The 20398-nt window shown below is 40.1% G+C and carries 20 protein-coding genes and 5 tRNA genes; 20 read left to right on the top strand and 5 right to left on the bottom strand.

Translation table 11 applies throughout. The features are described from left to right. The first annotated feature begins 73 nt into the window (after positions 1-73). Positions 74-1396: a DEAD/DEAH box helicase gene (locus tag C1A12_RS13135; protein ID WP_101844309.1), complete on the top strand. Its 1323-nt coding sequence runs from the start codon at positions 74-76 to the stop codon at positions 1394-1396. Positions 1397-1410: 14 nt separating this feature from the next. Beyond that, the gene (locus C1A12_RS13130; protein ID WP_101844308.1) at positions 1411-2304 is read left to right on the top strand and encodes a deoxyribonuclease IV; all 894 of its coding nucleotides are present in this window, start codon (positions 1411-1413) and stop codon (positions 2302-2304) included. Between the two features lie 32 nt (positions 2305-2336). Here C1A12_RS13130 and C1A12_RS13125 read toward each other — a convergent pair whose 3' ends face one another. Further along, a complete protein-coding gene (locus tag C1A12_RS13125; RefSeq protein ID WP_101844307.1) occupies positions 2337-2621 on the bottom strand; it encodes a DUF2624 family protein in 285 nt (94 codons plus the stop codon). Between the two features lie 154 nt (positions 2622-2775). Between C1A12_RS13125 and C1A12_RS13120 the strand changes: the two genes are divergently transcribed. After that, positions 2776-3480, top strand: coding sequence for a lytic transglycosylase domain-containing protein (locus C1A12_RS13120; protein ID WP_235001595.1), 705 nt, complete (start codon positions 2776-2778; stop codon positions 3478-3480). Between the two features lie 90 nt (positions 3481-3570). Beyond that, positions 3571-3987 carry a DUF4190 domain-containing protein gene (locus C1A12_RS13115; RefSeq protein ID WP_101844306.1) on the top strand — a complete coding sequence of 139 codons (417 nt, stop codon included), beginning with the start codon at positions 3571-3573 and terminating at the stop codon, positions 3985-3987. A 36-nt stretch (positions 3988-4023) separates the two neighbouring features. Here C1A12_RS13115 and ispG read toward each other — a convergent pair whose 3' ends face one another. Then, positions 4024-5133: a flavodoxin-dependent (E)-4-hydroxy-3-methylbut-2-enyl-diphosphate synthase gene (gene ispG, locus C1A12_RS13110; protein ID WP_101844305.1), complete on the bottom strand. Its 1110-nt coding sequence runs from the start codon at positions 5131-5133 to the stop codon at positions 4024-4026. A 251-nt stretch (positions 5134-5384) separates the two neighbouring features. Between ispG and C1A12_RS13105 the strand changes: the two genes are divergently transcribed. Further along, the gene (locus C1A12_RS13105; protein ID WP_235001594.1) at positions 5385-6029 is read left to right on the top strand and encodes an NfeD family protein; all 645 of its coding nucleotides are present in this window, start codon (positions 5385-5387) and stop codon (positions 6027-6029) included. 10 nt (positions 6030-6039) lie between these two features. On the opposite strand, the gene C1A12_RS13100 is transcribed toward C1A12_RS13105, so the two are convergent. Continuing rightward, positions 6040-6540, bottom strand: a complete 501-nt coding sequence (locus tag C1A12_RS13100) for a DUF1189 family protein (RefSeq protein WP_101844304.1) — start codon at positions 6538-6540, stop codon at positions 6040-6042. A 251-nt stretch (positions 6541-6791) separates the two neighbouring features. Between C1A12_RS13100 and C1A12_RS13095 the strand changes: the two genes are divergently transcribed. From C1A12_RS13095 to phoU, 15 genes are all read left to right on the top strand, one after another. Beyond that, on the top strand, positions 6792-8408 hold the full coding sequence (locus tag C1A12_RS13095; protein ID WP_101844925.1) for a Na/Pi cotransporter family protein: 1617 nt from the start codon (positions 6792-6794) through the stop codon (positions 8406-8408). 200 nt (positions 8409-8608) lie between these two features. Then, positions 8609-8682: transfer RNA gene (locus tag C1A12_RS13090), tRNA-Met, on the top strand. A gap of 324 nt (positions 8683-9006) precedes the next feature. Then, positions 9007-9082: transfer RNA gene (locus C1A12_RS13085), tRNA-His, on the top strand. Positions 9083-9086: 4 nt separating this feature from the next. Then, a tRNA-Ile gene (locus C1A12_RS13080) sits at positions 9087-9163 on the top strand. Between the two features lie 9 nt (positions 9164-9172). Next, positions 9173-9265, top strand: a tRNA-Ser gene (locus tag C1A12_RS13075). Positions 9266-9428: 163 nt separating this feature from the next. Further along, positions 9429-9504, top strand: a tRNA-Phe gene (locus tag C1A12_RS13070). Between the two features lie 191 nt (positions 9505-9695). Further along, the gene (locus C1A12_RS13065; protein ID WP_101844303.1) at positions 9696-10310 is read left to right on the top strand and encodes a superoxide dismutase; all 615 of its coding nucleotides are present in this window, start codon (positions 9696-9698) and stop codon (positions 10308-10310) included. A gap of 105 nt (positions 10311-10415) precedes the next feature. Continuing rightward, on the top strand, positions 10416-11651 hold the full coding sequence (locus C1A12_RS13060) for an MFS transporter (protein WP_101844302.1): 1236 nt from the start codon (positions 10416-10418) through the stop codon (positions 11649-11651). A gap of 89 nt (positions 11652-11740) precedes the next feature. Then, positions 11741-13900, top strand: coding sequence for a penicillin-binding protein 2 (locus C1A12_RS13055; protein ID WP_101844301.1), 2160 nt, complete (start codon positions 11741-11743; stop codon positions 13898-13900). 272 nt (positions 13901-14172) lie between these two features. Next, complete coding sequence (locus C1A12_RS13050) at positions 14173-15099, top strand: phosphate ABC transporter substrate-binding protein (RefSeq protein WP_373420469.1); 927 nt, start codon at positions 14173-14175, stop codon at positions 15097-15099. 139 nt (positions 15100-15238) lie between these two features. Then, positions 15239-16159, top strand: coding sequence for a phosphate ABC transporter permease subunit PstC (gene pstC, locus C1A12_RS13045; protein WP_101844299.1), 921 nt, complete (start codon positions 15239-15241; stop codon positions 16157-16159). Further along, a complete protein-coding gene (gene pstA, locus C1A12_RS13040; RefSeq protein WP_101844298.1) occupies positions 16159-17046 on the top strand; it encodes a phosphate ABC transporter permease PstA in 888 nt (295 codons plus the stop codon). Before pstC ends, pstA begins: the two co-directional genes overlap by 1 nt. Positions 17047-17061: 15 nt before the next feature. Then, the gene (gene pstB, locus C1A12_RS13035) at positions 17062-17901 is read left to right on the top strand and encodes a phosphate ABC transporter ATP-binding protein PstB (RefSeq protein ID WP_101844297.1); all 840 of its coding nucleotides are present in this window, start codon (positions 17062-17064) and stop codon (positions 17899-17901) included. Positions 17902-17972: 71 nt separating this feature from the next. Next, positions 17973-18731 carry a phosphate ABC transporter ATP-binding protein PstB gene (gene pstB / locus C1A12_RS13030; protein ID WP_101844296.1) on the top strand — a complete coding sequence of 253 codons (759 nt, stop codon included), beginning with the start codon at positions 17973-17975 and terminating at the stop codon, positions 18729-18731. Between the two features lie 20 nt (positions 18732-18751). Beyond that, positions 18752-19411, top strand: a complete 660-nt coding sequence (gene phoU / locus C1A12_RS13025) for a phosphate signaling complex protein PhoU (RefSeq protein WP_101844295.1) — start codon at positions 18752-18754, stop codon at positions 19409-19411. A gap of 40 nt (positions 19412-19451) precedes the next feature. Here the strand turns inward: phoU and C1A12_RS13020 are convergent, their stop codons facing one another. Further along, positions 19452-19958: an endolytic transglycosylase MltG gene (locus tag C1A12_RS13020; RefSeq protein WP_101844294.1), complete on the bottom strand. Its 507-nt coding sequence runs from the start codon at positions 19956-19958 to the stop codon at positions 19452-19454. Further along, positions 19955-20326: a hypothetical protein gene (locus C1A12_RS13015; protein WP_101844293.1), complete on the bottom strand. Its 372-nt coding sequence runs from the start codon at positions 20324-20326 to the stop codon at positions 19955-19957. The genes C1A12_RS13020 and C1A12_RS13015 overlap by 4 nt, the downstream gene beginning before the upstream one ends. Between the last annotated feature and the right edge of the window lie 72 nt (positions 20327-20398).

Genomic DNA, 20398 nt, shown 5'->3' with positions numbered 1-20398 from the left:
CTATGATTCGTGCAATTCAGCTAATAGTCGATTATAATAGGATAGGGATATTTTACATTAAAGGAGTACGGTTATGGGTAACCATTCATTTAAAGAATATGCAATTAGCTCTAATGTTGAACAGATTATAGAAGGGTTAGGTTTTTTTAATCCTACACCTATTCAAGAGCAGGTCATTCCTGCGGTATTGCGTGGAGAAAGTTTGATTGGACAATCTCACACTGGTTCCGGAAAAACTCACGCGTATTTATTACCTTTGTTAAATCAGCTGGAAGACGATAGTCAACATGTACAATTTGTTGTTACGGCTCCTACTCGTGAACTGGCCATGCAAATATATAATGAAGTAAAAAAAGCTGTTGAGCTTGCTGGGAAAGAAGAGGTATGGAAATCAAGCCTGGTGATTGGAGGTACAGATAAGCAAAGAATGGTGGAGAAGCTTACGAGTAATCCCCCGCAAATTATTGTAGGAACACCGGGCCGCATTTTGGATATGGTTACAGAGGAAGCTCTGGACGTGCATAACGTAAAATCTTTCGTGCTTGATGAAGCAGATTTAATGCTTGATTTAGGTTTTATTGAAGATGTTGATCAAATTCTGATTCGCATGAATGAAGACCTTCAGTTACTCGTATTCTCAGCTACTATTCCTGAAAGGCTTCAGCCCTTTTTAAAAAAATATTTAGTAAACCCGACACACATTAAAATTGATGATAACAAACCTTCACCTGAATCAATGGAACATCGTCTGGTCGCTTTACGGCATAAAGATCCGGCTGATTTAATTATGGATATTTCTAAAAGTATTCAGCCTTATCTGGCGATCATTTTTACAAATGGTAAAGAACAGGCTGATGAGCTGGCCTCAGGCTTATTAGACAGAGGGTTGGAAACAGGTCTTATACATGGTGGTTTAAGCCCCCGGGAACGAAAAAGAATGCTTAAAGATTTGCAAAGCCTTCGCTATCAGTATATTGTAGCAACCGATCTGGCATCGAGAGGAATCGATATTCAAGGAGTAAGTCATGTAATAAACGCCAGAATGCCGAAGGAAGAGGAGTTTTATATTCACCGTGTAGGAAGAACCGCCCGTGCTGGTTTAGAAGGTACGGCAATTAATCTATATACAGAGGAAGATTTCCCATTAATTGAAAAACTTGAAAAAAGGGGATTAACTTTTAACTTTTATGAAGTGAAAAATGGAGAATGGCGAGAGGCTAAATCATACAAAGAAAGACAGAAACGAACGCCTGTTCATTCTGAATTAGAGAAAAAAGCAAAGCAAATGGTGAAAAAACCTAAAAAAGTAAAACCAGGCTATAAAAAGAAGATGAAACAAGAAGCTGATAAAAATTATAAAAAGCTTAAACGGGACAGTTACCGTAAGAAGCGTTAGAGAGGAGTACCATTATGGTTAAAATCGGGTCTCATGTGTCAATGAAGGGAAAGAAAATGCTTTTAGGAGCAAGTGAAGAAGCAGCTTCATATGGTTCTTCCACGTTTATGATTTATACAGGCGCACCCCAAAACACAAGAAGGCGTCCAATCGAAGAATTAAATATTGAAAATGGTACAAAGCATATGACTGAAAACGGAATCGACGATATTATCGTTCATGCCCCGTATATCATTAACATTGGAAATACAACGAAACCTGAAACTTTTGAGCTGGGTGTCGATTTTTTAAGAAATGAAATCGCAAGGACAGAAGCTTTAGGCTCTAAACAAATTGTACTCCATCCTGGTTCTCATGTAGGACAGGGAGCAGATAAGGGGATAGCTAAGATTATAGAAGGGCTAAATGAGGTGCTTCATAAAGACCAGAACGTTCAGATTGCGTTAGAGACAATGGCAGGGAAAGGGTCAGAATGCGGAAGAAGTTTTGAGGAATTGGCGCAGATTATCGATGGTGTGACTCATAACGATAAATTGTCTGTTTGCATGGATACTTGTCACATTCACGATGCTGGTTATCCTGTAACCGATGATTTCGATGGTGTACTAAATGAATTTGATAAAATTGTAGGGATCGATCGAATAAAGGTCGTACATGTTAATGACAGTAAAAACGTACAGGGTGCTGGTAAAGATCGTCATGAAAATATCGGTTTTGGTCATATCGGCTTTGATGCCCTGCATTATGTAATACATCATGAAACGTTCAAGGACATTCCAAAGATCCTTGAAACCCCGTATGTGGGTGAGGATAAAAAGAATAAGCAGCCGCCTTATCGATTTGAAATCGAAATGATTAAAGAAGGTCGTTTTCAAGAAGATTTAAAGGAAAAAATTATGGCGCAGTAATACGGGAGGAGAGTGCATTTCGCACTCTCTTTTTAATGGAGCCATTCCTCCACTCCGTATTGTTTGGCCAGCTGGTGAATCAGGATATCTACAGAATGAGCGGTTTCGTTCGAGGTGATTTGAGCGAGTTTATGAAGCATCTTTTTTCTCCCTTTTTTTTCAAAAGGGTTTTCTTTGTTTTTCTTGAATTCTTTCACAATTTGATCGGCCTGTTGACTGGTCAGGGGGATGTTATACATTTGGCTGTAATAAATTAATTCATCTGTGGTTAAGTTCTTTAATTTATGGGTAATGTACTGTTGTGCTATGTTTTTCATCTATCCATTCTCCTTCGTTTTCTATTCAGTACACCTTATGTTAAGGAGTTGGGAAGCGTTCTAAGTTTTCCTGCTGAATCTTATTTTAAGGAGACGGGGGGATGAATCATTCGGTACGCCCTGTGGGGAATTGTAGTAGTGAGGAGTGTTAGTTTTGAGAGCAGTAACAGTATTTATTCAAATCAGCTTAACGATTGTCGTTGTCACTGGTTCCGTTTTAATCGTCAATTATTATAAGGACAGAGATAATCGGCTGTTAGCAGAAAAAAATGATCAATTAACTGAAGAGAATGAACAACTGAAGTCAGAGTATGAATATGTATCATCAGAAGGTGCAGCCGAAGAAACCAGTGACTTTGAAGACTGGGCATACTTAGAAGAGCAGGCCCATGCTTTTTATAAAGATAGTGATGGAGAATTTAAGAAGCCATGGGCCTTATTTTTAGTTAAAAAGGCAGAGAAATACGGCATAGATCCTGTTGTTGTGTACGAGCTGCTGAAAGTGGAAACTGGAGATACCTTTAACCCGAATCTTGTCGGTCCTGAAACAGAATATGGAAAAGCATACGGAATGGGGCAGTTTATGAAAAATACAGCACCATGGATCGCAGATATGGCCGGCCTTCCTTATGAGGAAGAACTGCTTTTTGACCCTTACTATTCCATGCAGCTGTCTGTCGTATATCTCGACTACCTATATAATAAATATAATGACTGGGATAAGGCGCTGACAGCTTATCATCGGGGAGTAGAAGGTCTAAAGGAATATATTGAGGAAAACGGGGATGCGAAAAGCTGGTATGCTAAAGAAATTCAAACTAAAGCCAGCCGTCATGAAACAGTCGCAAGTGCCAACTAACACGATTTTCAATCCATTATATACCTCAGCTAAAAAAATGGTTTCTTCACATACTAAGCATGATTCTCAAACAGAAAGTGAGGGTTTAGTATGGATGAAACAAATAAGTCTGTAGGGGATCAGAAAAACCAGGAGCTTCAGGAGCATAGTGAAGAAGCAGAACACTCAACCGAAGTTGAACGAGTAGCCAATCAGCCTGTCTATGGTGAAAGTTATGATGAAGAATATGCTCAGGAAGCGGCAGTACCTGTGAATGAACCCATTAGATCTGAAGAAGCGGAAACGAATATGGAAGAGGAAGTCAAGTCAGGAATGGCTTGGGTAGGACTTGCAGCTGCCATTCTTTCCTTTTTCTTTGCTCCGTTTTTATTAGGAATTGTGGGAATAGTATTTGGTGTCATAGGAAAAAGGCGTGGAGCAGATACGTTAGGTAATATGGCGATCATTATTAGTATCGTCTCTATCTTGTTCTCTTTATTTCTGGCACCCGTGACTCAGATGTTCTAACTTAAAAAAGGTGGACCAATTTGGTCCACCTTTTACTTATGCTTCTTGTTGTTCTTTCTCTAATCGTTCTTTTTCATAGTGCTCTTCAGCCAGCTTATCTACTTCTTTCTTTAATTCCTCAACCATAATGTCTTCGGGAACTTTACGAATAATTTCACCGTGACGGAAGAGAAGCCCTTCTCCTCTCGCTCCAGCAATTCCAATATCCGCTTCTCTTGCTTCCCCAGGACCATTTACCGCACATCCGAGAACGGCTACTTTGATCGGTGCTTTAATGGATTGAATATATTCTTCAACTTCGTTGGCAATTGAAATTAAATCGATTTCGATGCGTCCACAGGTTGGGCAGGAGATTAAGGTGGCAGCATTGGAAGCTAAACCAAAGGACTTCAGTAATTCTTTAGCCACTTTTACCTCTTCTACAGGATCGGCACTAAGGCTGACACGCAGGGTGCTTCCGATCCCTTTACTTAAAATAGCTCCTAACCCTGCGGCACTTTTTACTGTACCAGCAAATAAAGTACCAGACTCCGTAATCCCCAGATGAAGCGGATAAGGAATGACTTCGGCCGCTTTTTCGTAAGCTTCTATGGCTAATTTAACATCTGAAGCTTTAAGGGAAACAATAATATCGTGGAAATCCAATTCTTCAAGAATTCTAATATGGTGCAGGGCACTTTCCACCATACCGTCGGCTGTAGGGTAGCCATATTTTTCAAGAATATGGCGTTCAAGAGACCCGGCATTTACTCCAATACGAATTGGAATATTCTTAGCCTTTGCTGCTTCCACAACCGCTTCGACCTTTTCACGTTTCCCGATATTTCCCGGATTAATGCGGATTTTATCAGCTCCGCCTTCAATAGCTTTTAAAGCTTTTTTGTAATCGAAGTGGATATCGACCACTAAAGGAATGTTAATTCTTTTTTTAATTTCTGGTATTGCATCAGCCGCCCGGTCGTCTGGACAAGCTACACGGACAACCTGACAACCTGCTTCTTCTAAACGATGGATTTCTGCAACTGTAGCTTCAACATCGTGCGTTTTAGTAGTAGTCATGGACTGTATCACAACTTGATCAGCTCCACCTATTGTCAGATCACCGACTTTGACAGGTCGAGTATCTTTTCTGTGAGTTATTGCCATTAATAATCGCTCCTTTGTATCTGAAAAAAGCTCATTATAAAAATACCACCTCTCATTATAAGGGGTATGATGGTAAATGAGAAGTATAGACGCTTGAAACTTACCGAACGTTTACATTGGTCAGCAATTGTGCGCTATCCTTAAAAATTATATCATGAGGGAAGGAAGATAGAAAACTTTACAGCTGTTTTGAAACAAAAGAAGTTAGTCATACGTATATAATAAAGAGGAATGAGGGAGGGTGAATTGAAGTGGGGTTGTTAAGTCATGATTGGATTGTCCTGCTTGTTACATTATTTGGTACATTATTTTTAATCGGCGAGCTGCTCGTAAATATGCGGGGGTTATTTGGCGTGTTAGGGTTAGGGTTTATTACTGTATATTTTTACTCCTTTTTAACTCCTGATATGTTTGCTCTTATGATGTTTGTTTATATTCTTGGTTTGACCTTGATTATTATTGACGGCAAAGTAGTCAATGACGGCACGCTGGCTACGATAGGAGCTACTGCCATGGTGATTGCCGTGGGTTTCAGCGCACCTAATTGGGTTTCAGGATTATATGCGGTGATCGGTGTTTTAATTGGCGGTGCTTCATCTCTTATGTTTCTAAAAGTGTTTAAACGACGTGAAATGTGGACAAAAATTGCACTCGTTGATCAACTTAGCTCTGAAATGGGCTACAACTCAATGAAAGAATCTTATTCTCAATTGGTTGATCGATCAGGTAAAGCCTTAACGGATATGAGGCCGGTTGGAACCATTCAGATAGATGAAGAAGAATACAGTGCCATATCTAACGGCCAGTGGATTTACAAAGGAGATTCAATCAGAGTAGTTTCCGTAGATGGAACGAGGATATTAGTTAAAAAAACATCTGCTCCAATTGAAAAATAGACCAGTGCGGTTAAGCTGGTCTATTTTTTTTTGGTAAATGTTGAACAGCCAGTCCTGCGTAAACAACAGATATAAGAAGGTGAAAGATAATCAGCCAGGAGCTAGAAAATAAAAAGCTTTCAATGACAACAAAAATGATGGTAGGTGCTGTGATAGAAAAAGCGGTAATGTTCCAAAGCTGTTTATAGTCGGTTCTCCGCCATTTCAGACGTGCATAGAGAAGAGCGGCACTAGCAAGAATAGAAACTAAGCTAAATAAAACAGCTGAAATAAGGAAATACAAAAAGGGAAGGAAAATCACAATAAATATTCCACTGGATATGCCGCTGGTAATGGAAGAACTCTCACCAGCACTAAAGTAAGTGTATAAAGCTCCCCCCAGCACGGGCAGTAAAATCACAAGACTCAAGTAGAATAAATAACTAATAGCCCTGCCCATAGGCTGAATACGAAATGCCGAGATCATCTTTAGATGATAGAAACTTTTTATCATTTGTTTAGTTTTACTCATATGTAAATATCTCCTTTACATTAATCGTTTCTATCGTAATCGACAATGCTTCATGAAGGCAAGGTAAGAATGGCTGGGAAACTGTCAAAATAACACGAATGTAAATTTAATGTTAAGATTCATGAATTCTCTTTACAAAGCGTTTTTAAATCGTCAATAATGAGGAAGGTGTTTTAAAGAGAAAGAAATAAAAAACAAAACTTGGATGAAGAAAGGGTGGAGAAACTTTGGCAGAAATCGATGTTCAACAGATGATTTTTGAGTTCATTGGTGGTCTCGGTATTTTCCTTTTTGGTTTGAAATATTTGGCGGATGGGCTTCAGCGTACAGCTGGCGACCGCTTAAGAGAGATATTAGACAAATTTACAAGCAATCCATTTATGGGAGTATTAGCCGGGTTGGTTGTAACGGTTCTTGTGCAGAGCAGTACAACGACGACGGTACTGACGGTCGGCCTCGTAAACGCCGGCTTTATGACTTTTAGACAAGCCATCGGGGTTATAATGGGAGCCAATATTGGTACTACGGTTACTGCATTCATTATAGGTATTGATGTAGGAGCATATGGCCTTCCTATTTTAGCTGTAGGTTCATTTTTTCTCTTTTTCTTCAAGAGTAAAAAGGTGGCGAACTGGGGTCAGACCTTATTTGGCCTAGGTGCACTGTTCTTTGGTTTAGATGTTATGAGTGGCGGGATGAAGCCGCTTAGAAGCCTGGAGGCCTTCCAGGAGCTTACGGTGAGCATGAGTGACAATCCTGTCCTTGGCGTTGTTATAGGGACTTTGTTTACAGTGATCGTTCAAAGTTCCAGTGCGACAATTGGGATTTTACAACAATTGATGGGTGAAGGGCTTGTCGATTTGCAGGCAGCGCTTCCAGTTCTGTTTGGTGACAATATTGGTACGACGATTACGGCTGTTTTAGCAAGTATAGGAGCCAGTGTCGGTGCTAAAAGAGCTGCTACGGCTCACGTTATTTTTAACGTACTCGGTGCTACGGTATTCTTAATACTCCTTGTTCCGTTTTATGCATTTGTGGATTGGCTGAGGATAACATTAGATTTGAATCCTGAAATGACCATTGCGTTTGCCCATGGCTCTTTTAACATTGCTAACACCATCGTTCAATTTCCATTTATCGCCTTTTTAGCTTGGCTTGTAATGAAAATCATTCCTGGTAATGATTCAGAAATCGAGTTTAAGCCACAACACCTTGATCCAATCTTTATTGAACAATCTCCATCCTTAGCGCTGGATCAAGCGAAAGAAGAAGTTATTCGAATGGGTGAATATGCCTATAAAGGACTAGAAGAAACAGGGTTATATTTAAATAACAAACAGCAGAAACATTCTGAGTTAGCTATGCAGATTGAGGAAGCATTAAATAACCTGGATCGTAAAATTACTGACTATTTAGTGGATCTTTCACAGGCTGAACTTTCTGATGAAGACAGTCATAAGCATACGGCTTTAATGGATTCTGTCCGGGATATAGAGCGCATTGGTGACCACTTCGAGAATATAATTGAACTGATTGACTATAAGAATTCAAATAAAGTATTGCTGACAGAACAAGCCATTGAAGATTTAAATGAAATGTTCGACTTAACGTTAATGACAGTAAAACAGGCAACGAAATCTCTGGAATTTATGGATCGTGAAGAAGCCCTGTCCGTTGTACAAAAAGAGAATGAACTAGACAGAATGGAAAGAACATTCCGTAAAAAGCATATTATCCGTATGAACGAAGGCTTATGTACGGGTCAGGCCGGCATCGTGTTTGTAGATATGCTAAGTAACTTAGAGCGTATCGGCGACCATGCAGTGAATATTGCAGAAGAAGTACTTGGAGAGAAAGAAAGCTTATAAATCCAGCAAATGAACCGCTGAGAGTCTCAGCGGTTCAAATTTTTTTAAAAAATATTTCTGAAATATATTGAAACGATTGAGGCTACATGCTATATTATTTTTGTTGTCGATTTCACTTTAAAAATTGTTGTTGACACTTTCTTGAAAGCATGGTATATTTATTTGCGTCGCTTCATTGAAGCCGACACAATTTATGACATGGCGGCGTAGCTCAGCTGGCTAGAGCGTACGGTTCATACCCGTGAGGTCGGGGGTTCGATCCCCTCCGCCGCTACTACCAAGTGCTGAGTGGCTTTGATAGATGCGACTCGCATAAGACAAGCAGCTGTAATGGTCTGATCTTTGACCATTCAGATGATTGACTTATGACGCGAGCATCTAAGCCATGAAGCCGGATGTACCAAGTGCTGAAGGGGCCTGTTTAGACACGAAACGGATAAGACAGGCGCTGCAAAGTTCCCTATCTTTGGAACATAGAAGGGACTGACTTATCTCGCGAGTGTCTGGCCCGTGAAGCTGGATAAACCAAGTGCTGAGTGGCTTTGAAGCTTTTCGCATGGAAAACTGAATTTGACTACATACATTATCTTTAAACATGGCGGTTGTGGCGAAGTGGTTAACGCACCGGATTGTGGTTCCGGCATTCGTGGGTTCGATCCCCATCAACCGCCCCATGTTGGACCCTTAGCTCAGCTGGTTAGAGCTATCGGCTCATAACCGATCGGTCGCAGGTTCGAGTCCTGCAGGGTCCACCATTTTTTTGCGGAGGAGTACCCAAGTCCGGCTGAAGGGAGCGGTCTTGAAAACCGCCAGGGGCTTCACGGCCCGCGGGGGTTCGAATCCCTCCTCCTCCGCCATTACATATTGATTTTTGCGGTATTCGGGACAATGATCTATACATTCGTAGGACGATATTTGTGTACTACGTAACGGTACATCCATTTAGAACGACATGCTTCAGAATGGCTTGTTATATTTTGCCATAATATCAGCTTTAAGAGCTGGGTTATAAATTAATAAGGCTCGGTAGCTCAGTCGGTAGAGCAACGGACTGAAAATCCGTGTGTCGGCGGTTCGATTCCGTCCCGAGCCACCATTTACTAACAAGCGATGAAGCTTGTTTTTTTATGTTTAAATAAATACATTACGGGAATGTATATTACGGGAAATCAAAATCACCTCAAACAAGGTGCAAATGATTTGCAAGAAAATTTTCATTTTGGTAAGGTACAATTGTGGAATGAAGTCATTCACAAAATGTACATACTATTTAAGGAGGAGTTAAACATGGCTAAATTTGAACTACCAGAACTACCTTACGCATACGATGCACTTGAACCCACTATTGATAAGGAAACGATGAACATCCACCATACGAAGCACCATAACACGTACGTGACAAAGCTTAACAGTGCACTTGAAGGGCACGCTGCTCTTCAAGACAAGTCACTTGAGGAACTGCTTGCAAATAACCTTGAAGCTGTACCGGAAGATATTAAAACAGCAGTCCGCAACAATGGCGGCGGACACGCTAACCACAGTCTTTTCTGGACCATTCTTTCTCCAAACGGCGGAGGAGAGCCTTCCGGAGAGCTTGCTTCTAAAATCGAAGAGACTTTTGGTGGATTCGATCAATTCAAGGAGAAATTTGAAGCTACAGCTCTTGGCCGTTTCGGTTCAGGATGGGCATGGTTAGTAGTTAATAATGGTCAGCTTGAAGTGATTGATACACTTAACCAGGACTCTCCTATCATGGAAGGTAAAACACCAATTCTTGGTCTTGATGTTTGGGAGCACGCATACTACCTGAACTATCAAAACCGTCGTCCGGATTACGCAAAAGCGTTCTGGAACGTGGTTAATTGGGATGAGGTTTCTAAGCGCTACGACGCAGCTAAATAATAATAGGAAGTGAAGGGTACAGATTCGTTTCTGTACCCTTCTTTTTGTATATCTCAAAGTGTTCTGATCACACTAAGAACAGATGGTTAAAGGAGATATACAATTATGCTGAAGATGTTAAAGGTGTGGTTAAACAAGGAAAATGTCTCAAAGGATCTTATTTTCTTACTATTAATTGGAGGACTTTATTCATTAGGTATTTTTTTATCAAGTACGTTTGTTAATGTTTATTTATGGAAGCAGTCTAACAGTTATACAGACATCGCATTGTATAACTTAAGTATATATGTTATGCAGCCGTTAACCTTTATTGTTGCTGGAAAATGCGCTAAAAAAATTGACCGTGTAATTGTGCTTCGTTCAGGAGTCATTGTCCTTTCAGCATTTTTTCTTGCCGTTCTTATTATCGGAGAAAAGGCTGCGCAATTTAATATCCTCCTCGGATCGCTGCTCGGTATTGGCTACGGATTTTACTGGCTGGCTTACAACGTACTCACTTTCGAAATCACTGAACCGGACACACGAGATTTCTTTAACGGTTTTCTAGGCGTACTCCAGTCATTTGGCGGAATGACAGGTCCTTTATTTGCAGGTTATGTGATTTCTACTCTGGATCAACTTACAGGTTATACGGTTATATTTGCCATTTCATTCAGCTTTTTTATTTTAGCGGTTTTTATAAGCTTTGGTTTATCGAGAAGAAAAGCCAAGGGGAATTTTTCATTTCGAAGGATTGTCCTGGAGAGAAAATACAATGCAAATTGGAATAAAATCCTGCAAGCTCATGTATCTCAAGGGTTTAGAGAAGGTACATTTTTATTTGCTGTTACCATCTGGGTTTATCTCTTAACAAGAGATGAGTTTACGTTAGGAATTTATAATCTTGTGTATTCAGGCTTTTCATTACTCTTCTTTTTTCTTGTTACACGATTCGTTAAACCAAGCCGGAGAAAACAGGCTATCTTTTATGCAGGTCTTGTTTTGTATGTGTCTGTACTCTTACTGCTTATGGGAGACAGCTTATTGCTGCTCCTCTTCTATGGTGCTGTAACAGGAGTGTTTTTCCCGTTGCTTTATGTTCCTTATCAATCCTTAACATTCGATGTAATAGGGAAATCGTGGAATGCAGGGGAAATGAGGATCGAGTATATAGTGGTACGTGAAATTTTTCTTAATGCCGGAAGAGTATTGTCCATTGCGGTGTTTTTAGTAGCCATTGCCTTTATCCCCCCTGAGACTGGAATTCCTTATATTCTGCTGATTATCGGAGGCGGTTATTTCATCATTTACTTTTCAATAAAAGGCATACAATTTAAAACAAAACCATCAGGACAAAATTGATACCTTTTCTTTGGTTTTCCTACTGTTTTCTAACCTTAAATCAATGATATACTATAGGTTGGAATCTTTATTAGTAAGGGAGAGGAACCATGGGGAAGAAAACAAATAAAAAGAAATCACACGTCCCTTTCCGTTTAAATATTATCTTTTTTATCGTGTTTTTATTATTTGCAGGGTTAATTCTTCAATTGGGCGTTGTACAAATATTAACAGGGGAATCTGCCCAGGAAGAGATTGATCGTACGGAAAATACTACGACCACTATACCGGTCCCTCGAGGCGAGATGTATGACCGGTATGGACGTGTGATGGTAAATAATGAGCCTCTTTATTCGATTACATACACACCTCCTAAAGGAGTTCAGCCGCAGGATAGGCTGGAGGTTGCCGAAAAGATGGCCGAATATATAGACATGGATTTTGAAGATGAATTAACAGAAAGAGATCTGAAGGATTATTATTTTATACAAAATGAAGAAGAGGTAACTTCCCGGCTCTCTGAAGAAGAGTTAGAAGGTTTAGACAATGGGGAAGTTTATCAGGAACAAATTGATAGCATTACAGAAGATGAAATCAGCAACTTTGACGATGACACCAAAGAAATTATTGCTATTAAGAAGGAATTGGATCAAGCATACACTTTGTCTCCTCATGTAGTAAAAAATGCAGAAATTTCCCAGGAAGAATATTCAACAGTAGCGGAACACCTTTCCGAGCTTCCCGGAATTAATGTAACCTCTGATTGGGAGCGGGAGTACCCATTTGAGAATACGTTCAGAGGTTTTCTCGGAGGAATTACAACGAGTGATCAGGGGATACCAAGAGACGAAGAAGAATACTACATGTCGCTAGACTACAGCCGTAACGACCGTGTAGGTACGAGCGGCCTGGAAGAGCAGTATGAAAGTGTGTTACGTGGACAGAAAGAAAAAGTTCAATACACGACAGACAAAAGTAATAATGTAATTGATACTGAAGTGGTGAGGGAAGGATCTAGAGGTAAGGATCTTATGCTTTCCCTTGATATTGAATTGCAGCAGGAAGTTGACAAGATTGTAGAAGAAGAGCTGGTCGAAACGATTGAAAAAAATCCTCAAGCGAACAGACATATGGAAAATGCAATAGTTGTGATGTCTGACCCGAATAATGGAGAAGTACTCGCTGTCTCGGGAAAAGAATATAACCGGGATCGTGAACCAGGTGATGATAAAGTTTCCGATGCCTCTTATCAAGCTGTTTATAACGCTTATATGCCGGGGTCTACAGTTAAAGGAGCTACGGTCCTCACAGGACTTGAAGAGGGGGTCATCAACCCTGGAACTACAATTAATGACCGTACCCTGCGCTTTCAAAGTAGTCAGGATAAAAGCTCGTATCGGCCGGGGATAGGGAATGTTAACTATCGTCAGGCTTTGCAGCAATCTTCCAACGTTTATATGTTTTTTATTGCCATGTGGATGGGTGGACACGAATATGTAGAAAACGGCCCATTAGGTTTACAGAGTGATACGCTGCAGCGGTTTGTTTATCACTTTAACCAGTTTGGACTTGGGGTGGAGACTGGAATTGACTTCCCTTATGAAGCTAAGGGCTTTGAAGAGCTGGATTTTGATAGCCCTGGTAATGTATTAGACTTCTCTATTGGGCAATACAGTACGTACACCGCCATGCAGCTTAATCAGTATGTCTCGACGATCGCAAACGGAGGCAATCGAGTTCAACCTAAACTGGTTAAAGAAGTGCACAATCCAAACCAGGAAGAAGAAGGACTTGGACCACTATATAATAAAAATGATACTACTGTAATGAATCGTTTAACGATGGATGACAGTGACATAACAAGAGTACAGGAAGCCTTTCGTGATGTAATGCTGCCAGGAGGAACAGCTTCGGGTTATTTCGAGGGTGCAGACTACCAGCCGGCAGGGAAAACCGGTACAGCTCAGGAGATTGTTACCGAGCGTGATGATGAAGGCAATATTGTTTATGACGCAGATGGTGATCCTGTGCAGTATGAAACCCTAAACTTAACGATGGTAGGATACGCTCCTTACGATGATCCCGAAGTCGCCTTTTCCGTAATTGTTCCGTTTACAGGTCAGGATGCGGATACAAGCATTAATGGAGAGATCTCCCGAAGGATCCTTGATGCTTACTTTGACCTGAAAGAAGAACGCGCAGAGGATGGGATTAACCTGGAGCTCACTGAAGCGGATGAAAAAGTAGAAGAAGTTGAAAATGAAGAGTGATGCCTTTCCTGGCATTGCTCTTTTTTTATATTATAGAAAACCATAAAATATTAATCTGTGGCTATATTTTCTTGTAGACCCATACCCGGCGCAGGCGCCATTGTTCTATGAGTCAACATTACTCACCATTTTCGAAAATATTTATACATAAATCCGTACGATTTACAAAACCTTTACTTTCTTTTCATATGGAATTAATACTCCCCCTTTAATATATGAATTGTGAGTTGGTCAGCCAACATCCAAAACATTAGAGAATGTAGGGGGAGTAAATAATGAAGAATTTTAAGAGATTAGCACTACTATTTGCATTCTTCTTAGTAGTTGGAGTACTTGCAGCATGTGGGGGATCTTCTGAGGAAGGAAGTTCAGGTTCCGAAGATGGAGGATCTGAAGAAGGGTCTGGTGAATCAGGTTCCATCACTGTTGGTGGTTCAAGTGCCATGCAGCCTCTAGTGGCAGCAGCAGCTGAAGAATATATGGCTGAGAACTCTGACGCTCAAATCGATGTTCAAGGCGGAGGCAGCGGCACTGGATTAAGTGAAGTATCTGCCGGGAACTTCGACATTGGTAATTCAGACTATTTTGCGGAATCCAAAGATGACATCGATGCCGATGAACTTGTGGACCACAAAGTAGCCGTTGTAGGTATGACGGCAGCTGCTCACCCAGAAGTTGGTGTTGATAACTTATCTAAAGATGAACTAAAAGACATTTTCACAGGAGAAATCACGAACTGGTCTGAAGTTGGCGGAGCAGACGAAGAAATCACTCTGGTCAACCGTCCTGATGGTTCAGGAACCCGAGCAACGTTCAATGAATTCGGACTAGACGGTGAGGAGCCTGCTGAAGGAATTACTGAAGACTCTTCAAACCGTGTGATGCAGATTGTAAATGATACTCCTGGGGCTGTAGGTTATCTATCATTCGCTTACTTCGAGCGCAACGAAGATATTGTACCATTAGGCATTGATGGAGTCGAACCTACAGATGAAAACGTACAAACAGGGGATTTCCCGATCTGGGCATATCAGCACAGCTATACGCAAGGTGAACCTGAGGGTCTGGAAAAAGAATTTCTTGATTATATGATGAGCGAAGAAGTTCAAACTTCTCTTCTTCCGGATCAAGGTTATATTCCTGCTACTGAAATGGAAGTAGAACGCGACGCTGAAGGTAACGAATCAGATATTGAGTAAGCTTTATAACTTAACAATTTAATCGGGATATCATAAGGGTTGACCTGGAAATCTGAACATAAACTAATGATTGAATCTTAGTTCATTAGTCTGTCAGATGCTGGGTTCAACCCGTTTCCCATGCTTTAGGAGGATATTTATGGAGAATGCTCAGAAGTCTGAGAATAACAATCATAGATTACTAAAGAAGAATAGCTCTTCCAGTAAAAAGAATGAAGGCAGGGGTAAAGCCCTTGTTTATTCCAGTGCATTTATTGTAATTTTGGCTACTATTGCAATCACTGTTTTCCTTGGATATAAAGGAATTCGAACTTTCTTTGTATTTGATGTGAGTGTATGGAACTTTTTAACGACCACTGAATGGGATGGTACAGAAAACAGCGGTGCTTTCTCGTTTATATTTGGTTCATTTGCCGTTACCTTTCTTGCTGCTTTAGTGGCGGCTCCATTAGGTATAGGCAGCGCCATCTTTATGACCGAAATTGCGAAGAAATGGGGGCAGAAAGTCCTCCAGCCTGTTATTGAAATTTTAGTAGGTATCCCTTCGGTTGTTTATGGGTTAATTGGTGTTACGGTTATTGTTCCTCTATTAAGAGAGAACGTAGGAGGACTGGGTTTTAGTTTGCTTGCCGGAATGATTGTTGTAGGGGTAATGATTCTGCCCACAATAACTAGTATTTCTGCTGATGCTATTAAAGCTATTCCGCAAGATATTAAAGATGCCTCTTATGGGCTGGGCGCAACGAGGTGGCAGACGATATATAAAGTAATAATTCCAGCAGCGCTGCCATCCTTAATGACCGCGATCGTTCTTGGTATGGCACGCGCATTCGGTGAAGCTTTAGCTGTTCAAATGGTCATAGGGAACGTTAAAGGACTTCCCGAGTCAATTACCGATCAAGCAGCTACGTTAACCTCTATTATAACGCTGGATATGCCGCACACCACTTATGGAAGTGTGCATAACAGCTTACTATGGTCTCTAGGTCTATTCTTATTAATAATGTCCTATGTATTTATTATAATTATTCGTTTTGTGTCCTCAAGGAGGAAAGTGTAATGAGTAGACGTCTCGTAAACAATTTTGCCACATCTTTGTTCATTATGTGTGCGGTAATTATGACGGCAACCTTAATATATTTACTAGGTTATATCCTGACAAATGGTCTCTCTAACGTAGACTGGTCTTTCTTAACCTCTGACTCCAGTTCATCTATGGCAGGCGGGGGAATTAAAAACCAACTTTGGAATTCCTTCTATATTTTAGTTGTCACATTGATTTTTTCAGTGCCGCTGGGTGTATTGGGCGGCATCTATCTGGCAGAATATGCGAAGCCGGGTAAATTAACGAACGTTATTCGTACAAGTGTAGAAGTACTATCTTCTCTTCCTTCAATTGTAGTAGGAATGTTTGGTTTACTAGTTTTCGTTCAATATGCCGGTCTGGGTTATTCAATTATTGCAGGAGCTTTGGCACTAACCGTGTTTAACCTTCCGATAATTGTTCGTGTAACAGAAGATTCAATCCGCTCGGTTCCTAAAAAACAAAAAAATGCCAGCCTTGCACTGGGAATTACTCATTGGCATACGGTTAAAACAATATTAGTTCCAGCCGCTTTTCCTGGTATATTAACAGGAATTTTACTGTCAGCAGGACGCATCTTTGGGGAGGCAGCTGCTTTACTATTTACGGCCGGGCTTTCCACAAACAACTTACAATTTGATACGTGGAACCCTTTTAATTCTGATTCCCCGCTAAACCCTTTTCGTTCGGCTGAAACTTTATCCGTTCATATCTGGAAAGTCAATTCGCAGGGAATTATGCCTGATGTCGATGAAATTGCGAGCGGATCTGCAGCCGTTTTGATTATTTTTGTACTTGTTTTTAATGTTACAGCCCGAGTGATTGGAAACATTATTTACAACAAGATAACTGGTTCAAAATAAGAAAGGGGATCCCTCATGTTAAAAGTGGAAAAAAATGCTGAAAAAGCATATGGAGAGAACCAAACTAAAGAGAAAACCTTGGATAAAACGAATAAACCCGAATATAATTCACTTCTTGATTTACGCAATCTAAGTATATATTACGGTGAACATCAAGCTGTAAAAAACGTATCAATGCCGATAGAGAAAAACAAAGTTACTGCGTTTATTGGACCTTCAGGGTGTGGTAAATCCACCTTGCTGCGTACTATTAACCGCATGAATGATCAAATTCCTTCAGCCCATTATGATGGAGAAATTAATTATGACGGGGTCAACATCTTAAACAAAGATATTGATGTGGTAGCGTTAAGAAAAGAAATAGGGATGGTGTTTCAAGAACCGAATCCATTTCCTAAACCGATTAGAAAGAATATAACCCATGCCTTGAAATTTATGGGTATGGCAAAGTCCAACATGAATAAAATTGTGGAAACCTCTTTGAAGCAAGCAGCATTATGGGACGAAATTAAAGACAGGTTAGATACTTCTGCCCTCTCGCTATCGGGTGGACAGCAGCAGAGACTTTGTATTGCTAGAGCGTTGGCATTACAGCCAAACGTATTATTATTAGACGAACCAACTTCCGCGCTTGATCCTATTTCAAGTGCTAAAGTGGAAGATCTGGTTATGGAACTTAAACAGCACTATACAATCGCCATTGTAACCCATAACATGGAGCAGGCGGCTCGGATTTCAGATAACACAGCTTTCCTATACAATGGGGACTTAATTGAATTCGGTAACACGTCAGACCTGTTTACAAATCCTAAAGAACAACGTACCGAAGACTATATTTCTGGAAAGTTCAGTTAATCATTATTAACTATTAGATATAAATATGAGGCATTTAAAGAGATACTTTTCTTATAAAAGGATGAGTTCAAATGGAGAAACACTCTTATCAGGTAGAAAATTTAAATTTATGGTATGGCAGTTCTCAAGCTTTACATGAAGTAAAGATGGATATTCCTTCTAATCAGGTCACAGCTATTATTGGTCCTTCAGGGTGTGGAAAATCTACATTCTTAAAAGCCTTGAATCGCATGGTTGAAATGGTGCCTGGTGTAAAAGTAGCAGGGGAAATTAAGTATAATGGAGATGATATTTTAAACGCCAATTATCACCCAGAAGAACTCCGGACGAAAGTGGGAATGGTTTTTCAACACCCAAATCCTTTTCCTAAATCTATATATGACAATGTTGCATTTGGTGCAAGAGTTAAGGGGATTCGTAAAAAAGCTGTTTTAGACGAGATGGTGGAGAAAAGCTTAAAGCGAGCTGCAATTTGGGATGAAGTGAAAGATCGATTAAATGCTAATGCAATGGGCTTATCGGGTGGACAGCAGCAAAGGATCTGTATCGCCCGGGCGATTGCTAACGAGCCTGATGTTGTGTTGATGGATGAACCAACTTCAGCACTGGATCCTATTTCTACACTGAGAGTTGAAGAATTAATCCAGCAGCTGAAAGAACATTACACGATAGTAGTTGTGACTCACAACATGCAGCAGGCCTCACGTATTTCTGATCGTACGGCTTTCTTCTTAAATGGGGAAATTATTGAGTATGACAAAACAGATCAGATCTTTTCTAATCCTAAAGATAGACGCACCGAAGATTATATTAGCGGAAGATTTGGATAATCAAGAGGGGGAACCTAATTATGACAACACGTCGTTTTTTTAATGAAGAGCTGCAACAGTTAAAGCTTGAAGTAGAAGGTTTAGCGGAAGATACTAAAAATGTGCTGAGCACCTCTGTTGATGCATTATACAATAGTGATCTTAAAACAGCACAACGTATCATCGATGAAGATCACGTTTATAATGAAAAAGAACAGCATATTAACGACTCTGCTTTGATTATGATTGCTAAACAACAGCCTGTCGCCTCGGATTTAAGAAGATTAATTGCCGCTATTAAAATATCCAGTGATTTAGAAAGAATGGCGGACCATGGAAAAAATATTGCAAAAGCTACTCTCTTTCTGGGGGACGACCACCCCATTTCGGTTCATCCTACGATTAGGAAAATGATGGAAAACGCGGTGTCTATGGTTGATATTGCTACCAAAGGCTACCATAACGAGGATATATCCTTTGCTAAATTACTTGCTGAGAAAGATGATAAAGTAGACGAATTATATGGCCAAGTCACGAAAGATTTGTTAGAGCTAACGGCAAACAACCCGGATCAAATTCAATATATTATGCAGACAGCCTATACAGCAAGATACATTGAACGGTTTGCTGATCATCTTACAAATATAGGGGAGAGCATTCTTTACCTTGTAAAAGGAGTCTCTTACGATTTAAATGAATAAAAAAAGGCCCCTTTTATGGAAGGGGTCATTTTTCATTCAATTACTGAGTGATGGCATCAGCAACTTCATCTCTATTCATACTTTGGTTTAATTCAAATTCACCGATTTGTATATATTGAGTTAAGTTACGGTCAGCCATATACGTTTCAAAGGAATCAGCATTATCAATGATCCCTTCCTGCTCCAATATCTGGCTGATTTCTGTTGAACTAACGCCTTCTTCTATAACCAAAGTATAGGGAACTGGTTCATCTTCATTTGATTGTTCATCAGTTTCTTCTTCAGCAGGTTCTTTATTTTCGGTTTCTTTTGAACTCTCTTTGTCTTCGCTATCTTTCTTTGCAGCCAGCGCATTATTAATCTGCTCCTGAAGTTCTTCTTCGGTAAGTACATAATAATTGCTTTTCTCTATCTCTTGGATCATATCTTTCTCAGCCATAGTAGTTGAACTTTCAGATGATTCATTCAGTCCCAGCCAATAAGCAGTACCAATGGTAATGGTTGCTACTATTATTCCTAATGAAAAAAATCGAATGGCCTGTTTCATTGTGTAACACCTTTAGAAGAGTAATTATGTACAATGGACTTGATTTCATGAACATTCATATTTGTTTCTTTGGCAATCCGCTCAGGTGAATAGCCTCCCTGATACATGCTCTTAATAGTCTGGGCAAGTGTAGATCCTTGCGATGAAGCAGAACGCGTATGTTTTATCATTTGTCTAGGGGAATCACCAGTTAACAGCTCTTCTTCTAAGACGTTAAGCTTCTTCTTAACTTGATATGTATCCTGCATGACTTGAATGGACAATTGCTCGACTTGATCTTCCATATCCTTTAACCGATCATTCATAAAAAATGAAGCGATGAATAGGACCACACTAACAGCTGCTAATGTAAATAATGTAGGTATCATTTTGTTGCATTCCTCACTTTCCACGTACAGTTATACCATATTTAATTGAAGATATCCATGATCTATTTCGTC

Origin of the sequence: Halobacillus sp. Marseille-P3879, assembly GCF_900240285.1 — a bacterium.
GTDB lineage: Bacteria > Bacillota > Bacilli > Bacillales > Halobacillaceae > Halobacillus_A.
Note: the sequence above shows the minus strand (reverse complement) of the source record. Positions and strands in the feature narration are given on the sequence as shown.